Genomic DNA, 14,849 nt, shown 5'->3' with positions numbered 1-14,849 from the left:
TTGCAGTGGACAATCCGAATTGCGCTACTTATAGGAATCTGTACAATAGGCGGCCCCGTTCGTTGTACAGATTCCTATAAACTGATTAAAAAATAGCGGTTAACTAGAGTGATTAGTTTTTGTTAAGAAATTAGTATTATTTTTGAGAAAAGTTTCACTGATCACACTTGTGAAGAAAGCAGTATCCATCGGTCTCTTTGGCTTGTTCCTCTACCACACCCTGGCGTATGTGCTGGTGTTTGTGGGTACGTGGTGGCAGGCAGAGCATGACCTGTCGGAACAGCTCATGGTGTACCGGTCGGTGGATAGCATGGTCGAGTTTCAGATTCCCCTGAAAGGCCAGCCCGATGCCAGTGCCATTACCCGAACGACCTCCGATGGATTTAGTTACCGGGGGCAGTACTACAGTGTGGTAAGTCTGGAAGTACAGGGCGATGTACTGCATATAACGGGTTTACAGTCCGAAAGTCATTCGTTCTGGCAGAGCGATTTGCTGTCGTTTCTAAACGACCATATTTCAGGGGCAACAGACCCGCACAAAAAAGCCAATCAGCTTCTTAAATTCCTGCTAAAGGAATACTCCCCTAATCCAGGATCCATTTTCAACTTTCTCTCCCCTGGCTGGCGCGAAGCCGTCCGCATTCCAAACGTTCTGTTTGTGTTTGCTGCCCGCGCCCTCCCCGTTCATTCTCCCCCTCCCGAAGTCTGAGGTGAATTCCTGATCGCGTTTCCGGATCTAAATTGACGTAGCTTTTGCTGGTTATTTGTCTGCACATTTTCGTGTAGATAAGTCGTATTCGTTCGATACCTGCGCTGGTATCGTTGAAACGGCTACACTATACTATGTGACTGCTATCAATTTACCATTCCTGGTTGTAGCCTGCTGCTCAGCTGTTTCGGCTCCGCGATTAGACGGGTTTTGATCATGCTGATGGACTGATAGGCCATACTGGTTTGTGTTTGCACAACCTATGCGCTGCGTCGGCCCTGTCGTTGTGGGTCATCCCATGGTCCATTCATTTTCCATCTCAGACATTTCTTTACATGAAGTCGATTTATACAATCGTTCTGGCGTTTGCCTATATAGTACTTTCCAATGCCCCGGTATCGGCGCAAGGTTGTGTAGCCGTTCGGCACATGAGCTGTGCTGCTCCGGCGGGTTCTGCCGATTATTTCAAACAACGTACCGGTCACTGGCAGGTATCGGCAGGTTACCGCTTCTTTCGGTCCTACAAGCACTTTGTGGGCGATGAAGAACAAAAACAGCGCGTTGAACAGGGTACCAACGTGATCAATGTGTCGCACGCTATCGACCTGGGGCTTACCTACATGGTCAATCAGCGGTTATCTTTTTCGGTCAATCTGCCGCTTCAGGACAATGACCGCTCGTCGCTTTATGAACATTATGGCAACACCGTCGCGCAAAATCCAGAGCAAAAACGCTTTCATACCGGCTCACAGGGAATCGGCGATTTGCGCCTTTCGGGAAGCTACTGGCTGGTTAATCCTGTCAAACTGCCCAAAGCAAACTTATCGGTCGGGTTGGGTGTCAAACTGCCAACGGGCAACTATGGCGTAACTGACAATTTTCATAAACTCACCAAAGAAGGGGTCGATTATACGATCAACAAGCCTGTCGATCAGTCAATCCAGTTAGGCGATGGCGGAGTGGGTGTCAGCGTTGAGCTTCAGGGATATGTATCGCTAACGAAAACGTTAACGGCCTATGCGAATGGGTTTTACCTGTTTAATCCACGCGAAACGAACAGCACTGTACGCAGCCCGGAAGCGACTACAATTGACCTCGTAACGGGTAAGTTCTCCGTAGCCGATCAGTTTGCGGCTCGTATTGGCTTGAGCCAGTCAATCAAGGCGATTCCGGGCCTGGCTATTATGCTGGGCGGCCGGGTTGAAGGTGTTCCGGCTATTGATGCCTTTGGTGGCAGCAGCGGTTTCCGTCGTCCGGGTTATATCGTCTCGGTAGAGCCGGGCGTGTCGTACATGCGCCACAAAACGTCGATAGCTGCCACGGTGCCTGTTGCCGTGTATCGCAACCGGATTACCAGTTATGCTGATCGCCTGGACCCACTGGGTCTGAAACATGGCGATGCTGCTTTTGCCGATTACCTGGTTTCGATCAACGTATCCCGCTGGTTTTAAGTAGTTGAATAGTCTAGTAGTGGATTGGTTGAGTAGTTGACAATTAACTACTCAACCAATCCACTACACCTCCATCGTATAGTAAAGAACCAACCAATGAAAAGAAGTCTAAAATGCCTTATCGTTGCTGCTTTTCTGACGCCCTTTGCGGCTCAGGCCCAGATGCCGCAGGATGCGATATATATGAGTAAGCGGCAAATCTGTGTGGCTGGCATGTACGGTTACAGCTCCTGGAATCAGTACTGGGAGGGAAGCCTGAAACGCGAAAACCTGAACATCGGTACGCAAACGACGCAGAGTTTTATGCTCATGCCCGTTATCGGCATCAGCAAGCGTGTTAACGTTATTTTGAGTCTGCCGTATGTCTGGACCAGTACCAGTGCAGGCAACCTGATGGGGCAGCATGGCATTCAGGATGTATCGGCCTGGCTGAAAGTCAAAGCCGTGCAGGTTGGCGGATTCTCGGTCAATGCCGTTGTGGGTGGGTCTATTCCAGTCGGTAATTATGTGCCGAATTTTCTACCAATGTCGATCGGGTTGCAGTGCCGCACCGTTACCGGGCGCCTGTTGCTCAATTACCGGGAACGTAAAACCGGGCTTTATGTAACAGCGCATGGCAGCTACGGCTGGCGCAGCAACACCCGTATCGACCAGGACGCCTATCAGGCCAACGACCGGGTCTATAACACAAACGAAGTACAGGTGCCCAATACCTATGATGCCGCCGTTCGGTTAGGTGTGCTGCGGAAAGGCTTTCAAACGGAATTCTGGGCCGAGCGCATGTCCTGCCTGAATGGCGACAACATTCGCCGGAACGATATGCCGTTTCCGACCAATAACATGCAGGCTACCTCGGTGGGCTGGTATGCCAAAGTGCAGCCGCACAACATTGGCGTCAATGCCCGCGTCGGGTACGTGGTTGATGGGGTGAATGTAGGCCAGAGCACGAGCTATATGCTGGGCTTGTTGTATCAAATCAATTTTAAAAAATAACTGGATCGCCGTAGCGCCATGAAAAAATACAGTCAATTACTTACCATCAGCTGCCTGATGATCGGTTTATCAGCCGCCATCATTTCCTGCGATAAAAGTATTACCGAGCCGCAACGCGTGGGGTACGCACCCGCCAGCGTCGATGAGAAAGCCGGTGCTTGGAAAACATACATCCTTACTGCTCCCACCGACGTAACCGTGGCCACGCCAACAGCGGTAACCTCCGCCGATTACCTCGCTGAAGTTGCTGATTTAAAAACCAAATCGGCGAGTTTAACGCAGGAACAACAGGAAGCCGTTGTGTACTGGGGCACTGGTGCCGTATACCGCTGGAACGAAATTGCCCGCGAACTGGCCGCCCGCTACAACGTGCCGCCAGCCTCAAATGCCGATGGGAAATACCCGCTGCCCGATGCTGCCAACCCACTGGCCGATCCGAAGTTTCCGTTTTCTAACCCGCCCTATTCAGCCCGCGCATTTGCCTACCTGAGCGTAGCGCAATACGATGCACTGGTAGCCACCTGGAATTACAAGTACAAATTCAACCGGTCGGCTCCCTCAAAAGTCGATGCAACCGTTCGGGTCGCCTTACCAGCTTCGGCTCTACCGGCCTATCCGTCGGAAGATGCGGTGGTGGCGGCTGCATCCTATACAGTATTAAAAGCGATGTTTCCCGGCGAAGGCCCTTACCTGGACGCCAAACTGGCCGAGCATAAAAACAGCCGTTTATGGGCGGGTATGAACGTAGCGAGCGACTTAACGGCTGGTGCTGATCTGGGTAATCAGGTGGCCGCTAAACTAATGGCCCGCGCCAAAACCGATGGTATGAGTGCCGCTAACAACCAGACCCTCACGGCGGGTATGATCGAAGCGGCTAAAGGACGCGGATTGAGTGAGGTTTGGCTGAGTCAGGAAAGTCCGTTGCGCCCGCCTATGCTGCCAAACTACGGGGCGGTAACAACCTGGAATTTCGATGCCGCTACAAAAGTTGCGCTTCGGCCTGGACCGCCACCGGCCCTCAACAGCCCCGAGTTTGCGACAGCGATGGACGAGTTGAAAACGATCAATAAAAGCCAGACCCGCGAGCAGGCCCGAATTGCCAACTACTGGTCGGATGGTGCTGGCAGCTACACGCCCCCCGGCCACTGGATGAGGGCGGCTGCCAACGCGGCCAATGATGCCAAATACAGCGAAGTTCGTATGGCCCGGACGTTGGCCTTAGTTGGCACGGCACTAATGGATGCGGGCATTTGCTGCTGGGATACGAAGTCGTATTACTACTACCCTCGTCCGCAGCAGTTTGGCATGAAAACCTCGGTTGGCCTGCCTAACTTCCCTTCCTACACCTCGGGGCACTCGACCTTCTCGGCGGCTGCGGCTGTTGTGTTAGGCAGCATCTTCCCCGAACGGACAGACGAATTCTGGGCACAGGCACAGGAAGCGTCGAACTCACGGATTTACGGCCTGATCCACTACCGTTTTGACTGCTCAGTGGGCTTGACCTGTGGTAAAAATATTGGTTCCTACGCCGCAGCACGGGGTAAAGCGGATGGGTCGGGGTTGTAGAAAAAATTCAATAGCTCAACACATGCCACACATACCACTGCCTGAGCAACTTCCCGGTATTACGGGACTGCTCGAATATCGTTTAGATACGGCTCAGCCCATTCGCGAGTTGACGCAGATTCTGCTGCGGGGCGAATCAACGTTGTCGCAGGGGGAGCGCGAACTGATTGCCGCGCTGGTGTCGTCGCGCAACTGCACGAACTTCTGCGAAGCGGCTCATACCAAGGCCGCTGATCTGTTGCTGGGCGACGACGAAACAGCCCGTGCTGTGAAACAGGATATCGAAACGGCTCCCGTCAGCGAAAAAATGAAGGCATTGCTTCAGATTTCAGCTCTTGCCCAAACGAGCGGGAAAGCCGTGACGACCGAAGCCGTTGCCCGCGCCCGCGAAGCCGGTGCCACCGACCGCGAGATTCACGATACCGTGCTGATAACCGCGCTGTTCTCGTTGTACAACAAGTATGTGGATGGGCTGGCAACGGTAGCCCCGGCCGATCCGGCATACTACGAAATGCTTGGCGAGCGGATTACCGGGCGGGGCTATGTTCGGCCACCGGGTGGATATCCTACACAAAAACATTAACTGGTTGACAGGGTAATTGCTCTCAAGTCTTGCGGTACATATAGCCGAACGGCGAACCTAAAAACAAACCGATTCACTCATTTACTGGATTTTAGTCAACCGACCGGAAACTACCTGTTTTTGGCCGGCATACCCCCTCATTTGCTTTTTTTACTCAAATAGACATGAAAACAAGCGTACTTATTGCCTTGCTGACCCTGCTATATCTAGCTACGTCGACCGCCTGGGCGCAGTCGCGACGGGTGTCGGGAACCATACGCGATGCCGATAACAGCCAGCCAATGGCGGGGGCCAGCGTGGTTGTCAAAGGCCAGCAAACAGGCACCGTCGCGGATGCCGCCGGTCAGTTTTCGTTGACGACCAATCAACGTGGCCCTTTAGCACTGAAGATTTCGATGGTTGGCTATCAAAGCCGGACAGTTACCGTAGCTGAAGGAAACCAGCCTGTTACGGTGGTACTTCAAGTGGCTACCAATGCGTTGCAGGACGTGGTTGTGGCGGCATCGCGGGTGGAGGAGAGTTTATTGCTGGCTCCCGTAACCGTCGAGAAAATGGACGCACGTGCCATCCGGGAGACACCGTCGGCTACGTTTTACGAAGGCATCAATAACCTGAAAGGGGTTGATATGGTCACGAGTGGCCTGACGTACAAACAGATTAACACGCGGGGTTTTGCCAGCACTGGAAATAGCCGGTTCCTGCAACTCATCGACGGGGTCGATAATCAACCGGCCGGCTTTGGCTTTTCGGTCGGTAATATGTTTGGCCTGAGCGATCTGGATGCCGAGAGCGTTGAGCTGGTGCCGGGCGCGGCTTCGGCTTTATACGGTCCGGCGGCCTTCAATGGGGCACTACTGATGACCAGCAAAAATCCGTTTACCTATCAGGGGTTGAGCGTGCAGACGAAAGTTGGCGTCAACCATATTAATGACCCCAATACGGGGGCGGCAGTTTATCAGGACTACGGCCTGCGCTATGCCAAAGTGTTTAGTAACCGGCTGGCAATAAAGCTGGTGGGGTCGTATATGAAGGGCCTCGACTGGTTTGCTACCGATTATACCGATGTGGACGCTACTACATCGCCCGAAAAGCGGGGACTCGGCAACCCGGCTTACAATGGTCTGAATGTGTATGGCGATGAGGTAAATCGTACCATCACGGGCATTGGCAAAGTAGCCCGGACGGGGTATCTCGAAAAAGACCTGACTGATTACAACGTCTATAGCCTGAAACTGAACGGGGCGGTTCATTACCGGATTACCCCAAAACTGGAGGCCATTTATTCGTTCAACTACGCGAAGGGAACCGCTAATTATACGGGCAGTAACCGATTTTCGGTAAACGGCTTTTCGCTGCTTCAGCACCGGGTCGAATTGCGGGGAGCCAACTTTATGGTGCGCGGCTACACCAATCAGGAGGATTCGCACGATTCGTATAACACGCGTTCGCTGGGACAGCAAATTGCCCGGACATGGGTGCGCGATCTCAACGGAAACGTGGTGGCCCCGAATGTAGCCGATCAAACCTGGTTCGACCGGTACACAGCCGCCTATCAGGGGAAAATTCAGGGCGTAACGGGCAGCGATAACACAAGTGCCCGCTCATTTGCCGATCAGGGTCGTTTGTTGCCTGGCTCCGCCGACTATGAACAGCAAAAGGCGCGGCTCATTGGCATTCAGGGACTGGCCGGTGCGGGTATTCTGAGCCAGACGAATATGTACCATGCCGATGCGCAGTACAACTTCACTCCGGCGTTGAAATCGGCAGGTTTATCGGGTACGGATTTGCTGGTTGGGGGTAATTTTCGGCAGTTCAGCCTGTTCACGAACGGAACCTTATTTGACGATAAAGGCGGTCGGATTTTGTACAGCGAGGTTGGTGCGTTTGCTCAATTGAGCAGGTCGATGCTGGCTGATAAGCTGAAATTAACCGTATCAGGTCGCTACGACAAAAATCAGAACTTCGCGGGGTATTTTACGCCCCGGGCCTCGGCGGTGTTTTCGCCCGGCGACCGGCATCATTTTCGGGCTTCGTTCCAGACGGGCTATCGAAATCCAACTCCCAGCGATCAGTTTATCAAACTCAATGTTGGCCCCATCACGATTCTGGGCGGTGCACCGAGCAACAGCGCCGGGATGAATGTGTACGAAAACTCATTTAACTCAACCAGTATCGGCGGCTTTGTGAACGGCTTTCTGGGCGAGGTCAACAGTGTTGGTCCGCAACAGGCGGTGCTGAACAACAAAAATAACCTGAGTAAGTCGAATGTGCCGTACATCGCTCCCGAGCGGGTGCAAAGCTTCGAAGTTGGCTATCGGGCGTTGCTATCGAGCCGCTTCTCACTCGATGCAAATTACTACTTTGGGGCGTATCGAAATTTCATCCTGAACACCGTTGTCATTCGACCCAATAGTCCCGTGCTGGCGGCTGATGGCAGCATTAATCCCGCTGCCGCACAGGATATTCTGAATTCGGCCTATCAGGCATTTCAGCTATATACCAATGCGCCCGACCGCGTAACGGCGCAGGGAGCCACGCTTGGCCTGAACTACGTTACCGCCAGTGGCTATACCCTGACGGGCAATGGTACCTGGTCGGCCTTTAACCTGCAAAATGCGGACCCAAACAACATTCCGGCTTTCAATACACCCCGGTATAAAACCAATGTGACGATTGGACATCGGACTATCATGCCCAATGTTGGTTTCAATGTGGCCTGGCACTGGCAGGATGCATTCGACTGGGTGGGCTCGTTCAACGACCTGCGTCCCGGTCGTATTCAGGCCTATAACCTGATCGACGCACAGGTCACGCTCAAACTGCCGAGCTACAAGGCGTTACTCAAAATAGGCGCGTCGAACCTGACCAATCAGTACGTTGTGCAGGCCTACGGTTCACCGGCCGTGGGTGGTTTGTATTACCTGTCGCTGACGTTCGATCAGGGTATGTTGCGGTAGGTTTCAGTCTATATGCATCGCTAAAAATTAAGTTATGAACACCATACAACTTCCTGTAAATCAGGTAAAATCTGTAAAATTGCCTTGGGTTGGTTTCGCTCTTTGCCTGGTAGCCTACCTGTTCGGGGGGACGGCCAGTACACTTATGGCCACCTATTTGCCGGTAGCGCTGCCTCAACTCCTTGACGGGTCCACATCGGCTGAGGAAATAGGAGAAGTGGGTGCCTGGGTCAGCGCGGCTTTTCTCTATGGCTGGATGACGGGCGGCCTACTCTTTGGTCCATTGGCCGACCGGCTGGGGCGCGTTCGGGCGTTAGCGCTGGCGACGGGATTATGCGGGGGCGCAATGCTGGCAACGGTTTTTGTGCCGAACGAATATGTATTGTTTCTACTTCGGGCCTTAACGGGTGCCGGTGTAGGCGGTATTTTGTTGATCTCAACCGTCTATTTGTCGGAGGTTTGGCCTGTGAATTCGCGTCCGATTGCGTTGGGTGTGCTGGCAACGGCGTTTCCGGTGGGTATTGTGGCAACGGGTGGCCTGATGAGTGGGTTCAGCGATTGGCGACTGGCTTTTTGCATCGGAATCCTGCCGCTCACGGTGGCGTTTCTGGTCTGGATATTCCTGCCCGAGTCAATTCTCTGGCAACAGGGACGAAGCGAACTGTCGACAAGCAAACCCAATCTGTTTAGTGTCGAAAATAAGCCCAATCTGATCAGCGGGGCCATTATTTTTGGTTCGGTCTTAATTGGTCTCTGGGGGATTTTTTCCTGGATACCTACCTGGGTACAATCGCTGTTGCCAGCGGGCCAAACCGGCCAGACCGAACGTGGCATTACCATGATGCTGCTGGGAATGGGGGGTATTCTGGGCGGTGTTGCGTCGGGTTTTCTGGTGGCCCGATTAGGACCACGACCTACATTGCTCCTGACTTTTCTGGGTTGTATACTGGCCTGTGGATTGCTCTTTCTCACTAATCATGTATTCTCGCCTGTAGTGTATGGCGAAGTGGCCCTGCTGTCGTTATTCTTCGGGATTAGTCAGGGTTCGCTGTCGAGTTACGTGCCAACCTTGTTTTCGCCCTCGATACGGGCTACGGCTACGGGTTTCTGTTTCAACATTGGGCGGCTGTTTACGGCCACGGCGGTGCTGTTTGTCGGCAGCTTAACTAGTACATTGGGCGGAATTGGCAATGCACTTGTCGTATTCTCTGCCGCCTTCCTCATCGCCTTCGGTGCTATCTGGATAAGGAAGTAAACGAACCGATAGCATTCAATCATTCCCTCATTTTAAATTCTACATTGATTATGCCCCATATTCCACTTCCAGACGGCGTTCCGGGTATTCGGAGCCTTGTCATGTATCGGCCCGATACGGGTCAGCATTTGTATGCACTGGCTCAGGCACTCCTGCGTGCCGGTTCGCCCGATAGCACCCTGACCAGTGCGGAGCGCGAACTGATTGCCGCTTTTGTGTCGAAGCAGAACCAGACCGATTTCTGTATGAAGAGTCACGCTGCGGCATCTCGTCATCTCTTCGCCGACCAGCGCGATCTGGTCGATCAGACCCTGACCAATCCGGAAACGGCCCCAATTTCGGCCAAACTGAAAGCGCTGTTGATCATTGCCGATCATGTTCGGGCCGATGCGCGTACCGTTTCTGACAATCTGGTTGCAGCCGCCCGCGAAAAAGGCGCAACCGATGGCGACATTCATGACACGGTACTGATTGCCGCTTCCTTCTGCATGTACAATCGGTACGTTGACGGTCTCGCCACTCTAACCCCCACCGACCCGGCCGCGTATGATGCCATGGGTGAGCGAATGGGCACCTTGGGTTACCAATTGCCAACACCGCAGGCTAGCCCTGCTACTCATTTATTATAGGTATAGTAATTAGTCCCCGGCTGCTCTGTGGCCGGGGCACTTTTGTGCATACGCTTTCCGCTACTCATCCACAAGACATACTTTACGGTGTGCTCAACTACTAAATACTTCACATAATTATGCCCCATATCGAACTACCCGCCGGGTTACCCGGTATTCGCGGACCAATGGCGTTCAGCCCTGAAACAGCCCGCCCACTCAATGAACTGGTTAATGTGTTACTGCGGTCAAATGCGCACCGGCCTGATTCGGGCCTTAGTGAAGGTGAGCGCGAACTGATCGCTACCCATGTTTCGTCGCTGAACGACTGTTTCTTTTGCCAGACGATTCACGGGGCGGTGGCCAGCCAACACCTCGGCGATGACGATTGGTCGCTGGTGACGTCCGTTAAATGTGATTACCAGCAAGCGGCTATTTCGCCGAAAATGAAAGCATTACTGACCATTGCCGGAAGCGTTCAACAGGGTGGTAAGTCGGTTAGCCCCGCGCAAATCGAAGCCGCCCGTACTGAGGGTGCTACCGATCACGATATTCACGATACCGTGTTGATTGCGGCTGCTTTCTGTATGTTCAACCGCTATGTCGATGGGTTGGCTACCTGGGCACCCGACGACCCAGCCTTATATAAATACCGGGCTCAGAAAGTGGCCGAATACGGCTACACACACGAAGATCATTATATGCCGACCACCGGGTCGCCAACCTAACCTCATTGATGAAACGTTCCCTGTTGTTTTTTCTGGTGTTAATTTTTCTGCTAATTGCCCTGGAGGTGTTGAGCGTCTACTTTATCATGCCTTTCCCCGGCAGTCAGCTTGGCCTCGGCGAATCCGATTCGGGCAATACGTCATTGGGTCGGGTTGAACTGGCCTACTGGCTACACCAGAATATGGGCTGGTTACGTGCAGTTGGGTGGTTGCTGTTGATCTATCCGGCGTTTCTGGTGGTTACGAAGCCCCGCCGGACGTGGCACCGCTACGTGGTGGGCGGACTGGCGCTGCTCTATGGATTTGTGTTCTATGAAGTGAATCAGGAGATGATGGCCGACCAGATGTTTAAGCAACCCATCAATAAGCAGGTGGTACCCATGAGCCAGAACAAGATTCCACTCAATAAGCTGGTGCTGGGGTTCACAGCTATGGGCCAGGCAACAGCCTATCCGATCCAACTCATTGGCTACCATCATCAGGTGCGCGATACGGTAGGCGGCCAGTCGGTTATGATTACGTATTGTACCGTTTGCCGGACAGGGCGCGTGTTTAGCCCGATCATTAAAGGCCAGCCCGATGAGTTTCGGCTGGTGGGTATGGATCATTTCAATGCCATGTTCGAAGACAAACGGACGGGCTCCTGGTGGCGGCAAGCTACGGGAGAGGCTATTCTGGGGCCCCTGAAAGGAACCAGTCTGTCTGAACTGGCGGGCCAGCACATGACTCTGGGCGAGTGGGCCGCCGAACACCCTAATACGCGCGTGTTGCAGGCTGATTCAGCCTTTACCGACGAGTTTGATAACATGAAGAACTACGAAAAGGGGTTGTCTAAGGGAAAACTTACCCGGCGCGATTCAGCTTCATGGCAACCCAAATCGTGGGTTATCGGCGTGGAGAAGGCTGGTTTTTCTAAGGCTTACGACTGGAATGAACTGGTGGAAAAACGTATTCTAAGCGACGTAGTAGGGAATGAGCCTATGCTGCTGGCCATAGCGCCCGACAATATATCGTTTGGGGCCTGCAGCAGGCGGGTAGGGGTACAAACGCTCACGTTTAACTACGCCAACCGACAGCTTACCGATCAGGAAACGAAATCGGTCTGGACCTGGCGAGGGCATTGCGTGGCGGGTCCGCTGCGGGGAAAACGACTCAATGCTATGCCGAAAGCCTATCAGGAGTTCTGGCATTCGTGGCGCAGTTTCCACCCCGATACCAAGCGGGATGAATCGCACTGATACCAGAGAGCCGGGCCGAAAGTCCGGCTCTTTGTTTGTTCAGCCCATGAAAAAGCTTTTTTGACTGAATTCTAGTATCCGGTTGACCACAAACAAGGAAAACCGTCGTTCATAGGGTATGCTCAGTCCGAACGGCTACTTTTGCACAACCTAACATGGATGTATGCGATTTCTATCAACTGCCCTGATTAGCCTTACACTGCTGTCGTTTGCGAAACAGACACAGGCGCAGGGACTAATTGACGGGTTTATGCGCGGCCAGCGAAAGGCCAGTCTGGCTGTTTTCGGCTCACGGTCAACTTACGATACTTATTTTGTCAACACGACCGAGGCCAAAAACCCGAACCTCGGTACGGTCACAACCGAAGCGCTCACCGTGGTGGGGACCTATGGTCTAGGTTACGACCTCGACCTGATTGTAGCCGCGCCCTATATCCGCACACAGTCCAGCGCGGGGTATTCGCCCAAACAGGAAGGCTTTCAGGATGTTTCGGCGGCCCTTCGGTGGGAAGCGTTTGACTACAAAATTGGCCGCGCCCGGCTTTCCTGGATATTTGCCGCCGGGTACTCCATGCCCATACAGAATTATGTCAATGATGCGCTGGTCGCGATTGGGCGCGGTTCCAAAAATATGGATGGTCGCACGATGCTGCACCTGAAAACGCGCTCGTTTTTTCTGACCGGTCAGTATGGCTATATACGAAATGGGCAGGTCAACCTCGATCATATTGTCAATTACTACGACCCAAGTCAAACGAATCCAAACAGCGGCTCGAAGGTCAACGTGCCCGACGTAACCGAGCTTATTGTTCGGGGTGGATTTGTGACAAAGCTATTTAATATAGATGTGTGGGGGCAACGGCAAAGACCTCAAAGTTCGGGCACCGATATTGGCCCTGGCATTCCGTTTCCAACCAACGTAATTGGCTTTACGAAGGTTGGGGCAACAGCCTACATACGTTTGCTGAAGCAATTTGGGCTAACGGCGGGCTACAGCACCACCCTCGACGGGCGTAATACCGGAAAAAGTACACAGATAAATGCCGGGTTAGTCATTGGCCACTGGACCGCTAATAATTAGTAGCGTGGACATCTTGTCCGCGTAGCATGGGCTAAAATAGGACTTAGAACTGCTAGCCTACAGCTACGCGGACAAGATGTTCGCGCTACGAAAACCTTATCAACTATGAAAACGTATTTTCCATACCTACTTATCAGTGCTTTATTCCTGTGGATGGCGGGTTGTCGGGAGCCCATCATTGATGAAGGTATTCTGCCGTTTACCACCCCCGGCGCACCCGATGCCGACGGCGGCACATGGCGGCCCATTGTGCTCAAATCGGCCACAGATGTTCTTGTGCCTCAACCTGCTGCTGTCACTTCAGATGCGTACCTGCATGAACTGAGTGACGTTAAAAATGGCTTGATAACGGTCACGCCCGAACAGAACACAGCGGTTAATTACTGGGCGGCCGGGGGAGTTATTCGCTGGAACCAGATTGCCCGTCAACTGGTGGCAAAGTATAATGTACCTCCCGGCTACGATGCCGCAACGGGGCAGACGATTACGTCTTCCATCGCTAACCCGTATGCCGGGGCACCTTTTGCTGCTCGGGTGTATGCGCTGCTGAGCGTAGTGCAATATGATGCGCTGGTTGTTGCCTGGCGGGCCAAGTATCAATACAATCGCGCACCGCTGGAGCAACAGGGTATTTTCACAAAAGTGCCTGTGCTGGATGTGCCTTCGTATCCGTCGGAGGATGCGGCTATTGCCGAAGCTTCGTGCCAGATGCTGGCCTATTTCTTTCCAAATGAGGTTGCCTTTCTCAAGGCCAAAGCCGCTGAGCATAAGCAAAGTCGGGTTTGGGCTGGTGCCAATGTTCCCAGTGATGTAAAAGCGGGTGAGGAACTGGCAGCCGCCGTGACCGCTAAAGTCCTCGACTACGCTAAAACCGACCGCTTCACTTCGGCGCTCGACCCAACGGCGACCTGGCAAAAAAAGAGTGCCTTGGCGCCTTATGATCTTACCTGGATTAGTCTGGAGATACCCGTACGCGCTCCCATATTGCCATTGGCAGGTAAGGTGAAAACCTGGTTCGATTCAACGGCACTGGTTCGGGCGTTGCCTGCTGCACCCCCGCTGACGACCTCGGCAGAGTTTCAGAAAGCCCTGACGGAGGTGCGTGACATTGCCAATACCCGCACGCGCGACCAGTCACGCATTGCCAATTACTGGGATAACGGCACCAATACATATTCTCTTTCCGGCCTCTGGAATTTCCTGGTCGAAGACCTCATCCGGCAAAACAGCAAGAATGAACTCCGGGCGGCACGCACGTATGCGCTCATGAACCGGGCCATGCAGGATGCCACCACGGCGGCATGGAGTACCAAATATACTTACTTTACCCCCCGTCCGTCGCAACTGGACGCAACGATCAAAACGGCTACGGTTATCCCAAATACCCCCGGCTACGTATCCGACCAGGCTGCGGTATCGGTGGCCGCGACCACCGTACTAACCTATCTATTTCCTGACGAAACGACCAGCCTGAATGCACAAGCTACCGAAGCGGCTTTATCGGGACTGTATGGTGGCACTCAGTTTCGCTTTGATACAGAAGCCGGCGTAACGCTGGGCACGGCTATTGGGCAAATGGCCATTGCAGGAGCTAAAGCCGACGGGGCGAAGTAGGTGAGAGTGTAATGAATTGATTTGAGCCACGAATCAGTCGAACAAAAAATAGATATAACCACAGAG

General features: G+C 53.2%; 12 protein-coding genes. All 12 read left to right on the top strand.

The features are described 5' to 3' along the window. The first annotated feature begins 169 nt into the window (after nt 1-169). The 12 genes from CWM47_RS23655 (at nt 170) to CWM47_RS23600 (ending at nt 14,783) form a co-directional block, all read left to right on the top strand. Nucleotides 170-709 carry a hypothetical protein gene (locus CWM47_RS23655; protein ID WP_100990644.1) on the top strand — a complete coding sequence of 180 codons (540 nt, stop codon included), beginning with the start codon at nt 170-172 and terminating at the stop codon, nt 707-709. A 335-nt stretch (nt 710-1,044) separates the two neighbouring features. After that, a complete protein-coding gene (locus CWM47_RS23650) occupies nt 1,045-2,160 on the top strand; it encodes a hypothetical protein (protein WP_100990643.1) in 1,116 nt (371 codons plus the stop codon). A gap of 96 nt (nt 2,161-2,256) precedes the next feature. Then, entirely contained in the window at nt 2,257-3,153 is an 897-nt protein-coding gene (locus CWM47_RS23645) for a transporter (RefSeq protein WP_100990642.1), read from the top strand. A gap of 18 nt (nt 3,154-3,171) precedes the next feature. Next, complete coding sequence (locus tag CWM47_RS23640; protein ID WP_100990641.1) at nt 3,172-4,719, top strand: phosphatase PAP2 family protein; 1,548 nt, start codon at nt 3,172-3,174, stop codon at nt 4,717-4,719. Between the two features lie 22 nt (nt 4,720-4,741). Then, on the top strand, nt 4,742-5,302 hold the full coding sequence (locus CWM47_RS23635; protein WP_100990640.1) for a carboxymuconolactone decarboxylase family protein: 561 nt from the start codon (nt 4,742-4,744) through the stop codon (nt 5,300-5,302). Between the two features lie 164 nt (nt 5,303-5,466). Further along, nucleotides 5,467-8,259 (top strand): TonB-dependent receptor, encoded by a 2,793-nt coding sequence (locus CWM47_RS23630; RefSeq protein WP_100990639.1) that lies wholly within the window; start codon nt 5,467-5,469, stop codon nt 8,257-8,259. A 34-nt stretch (nt 8,260-8,293) separates the two neighbouring features. Then, entirely contained in the window at nt 8,294-9,514 is a 1,221-nt protein-coding gene (locus CWM47_RS23625) for an MFS transporter (RefSeq protein WP_100990638.1), read from the top strand. A gap of 50 nt (nt 9,515-9,564) precedes the next feature. Next, entirely contained in the window at nt 9,565-10,143 is a 579-nt protein-coding gene (locus CWM47_RS23620) for a carboxymuconolactone decarboxylase family protein (RefSeq protein ID WP_100990637.1), read from the top strand. A gap of 119 nt (nt 10,144-10,262) precedes the next feature. After that, complete coding sequence (locus tag CWM47_RS23615; RefSeq protein ID WP_100990636.1) at nt 10,263-10,850, top strand: carboxymuconolactone decarboxylase family protein; 588 nt, start codon at nt 10,263-10,265, stop codon at nt 10,848-10,850. Nucleotides 10,851-10,858: 8 nt separating this feature from the next. Next, complete coding sequence (locus tag CWM47_RS23610; RefSeq protein WP_100990635.1) at nt 10,859-12,088, top strand: DUF3179 domain-containing (seleno)protein; 1,230 nt, start codon at nt 10,859-10,861, stop codon at nt 12,086-12,088. A gap of 163 nt (nt 12,089-12,251) precedes the next feature. Further along, nucleotides 12,252-13,169 carry a hypothetical protein gene (locus CWM47_RS23605; RefSeq protein ID WP_100990634.1) on the top strand — a complete coding sequence of 306 codons (918 nt, stop codon included), beginning with the start codon at nt 12,252-12,254 and terminating at the stop codon, nt 13,167-13,169. Nucleotides 13,170-13,274: 105 nt separating this feature from the next. Further along, nucleotides 13,275-14,783, top strand: coding sequence for a phosphatase PAP2 family protein (locus CWM47_RS23600; RefSeq protein ID WP_100990633.1), 1,509 nt, complete (start codon nt 13,275-13,277; stop codon nt 14,781-14,783). Nucleotides 14,784-14,849 lie beyond the last annotated feature (66 nt).

Origin of the sequence: Spirosoma pollinicola, from assembly GCF_002831565.1 — a bacterium.
Lineage (GTDB): Bacteria > Bacteroidota > Bacteroidia > Cytophagales > Spirosomataceae > Spirosoma > Spirosoma pollinicola.
Note: the sequence above shows the minus strand (reverse complement) of the source record. Positions and strands in the feature narration are given on the sequence as shown.

Bases quoted from the DNA above. Each gene is read 5' to 3' on its own strand.
- CWM47_RS23650 (WP_100990643.1), top strand. From the start codon at position 1,045: ATGAAGTCGATTTATACAATCGTTCTGGCGTTTGCCTATATAGTACTT.
- CWM47_RS23645 (WP_100990642.1), top strand. From the start codon at position 2,257: ATGAAAAGAAGTCTAAAATGCCTTATCGTTGCTGCTTTTCTGACGCCC.
- CWM47_RS23640 (WP_100990641.1), top strand. From the start codon at position 3,172: ATGAAAAAATACAGTCAATTACTTACCATCAGCTGCCTGATGATCGGT.
- CWM47_RS23635 (WP_100990640.1), top strand. From the start codon at position 4,742: ATGCCACACATACCACTGCCTGAGCAACTTCCCGGTATTACGGGACTG.
- CWM47_RS23630 (WP_100990639.1), top strand. From the start codon at position 5,467: ATGAAAACAAGCGTACTTATTGCCTTGCTGACCCTGCTATATCTAGCT.
- CWM47_RS23625 (WP_100990638.1), top strand. From the start codon at position 8,294: ATGAACACCATACAACTTCCTGTAAATCAGGTAAAATCTGTAAAATTG.
- CWM47_RS23620 (WP_100990637.1), top strand. From the start codon at position 9,565: ATGCCCCATATTCCACTTCCAGACGGCGTTCCGGGTATTCGGAGCCTT.
- CWM47_RS23615 (WP_100990636.1), top strand. From the start codon at position 10,263: ATGCCCCATATCGAACTACCCGCCGGGTTACCCGGTATTCGCGGACCA.
- CWM47_RS23610 (WP_100990635.1), top strand. From the start codon at position 10,859: ATGAAACGTTCCCTGTTGTTTTTTCTGGTGTTAATTTTTCTGCTAATT.
- CWM47_RS23605 (WP_100990634.1), top strand. From the start codon at position 12,252: ATGCGATTTCTATCAACTGCCCTGATTAGCCTTACACTGCTGTCGTTT.
- CWM47_RS23600 (WP_100990633.1), top strand. From the start codon at position 13,275: ATGAAAACGTATTTTCCATACCTACTTATCAGTGCTTTATTCCTGTGG.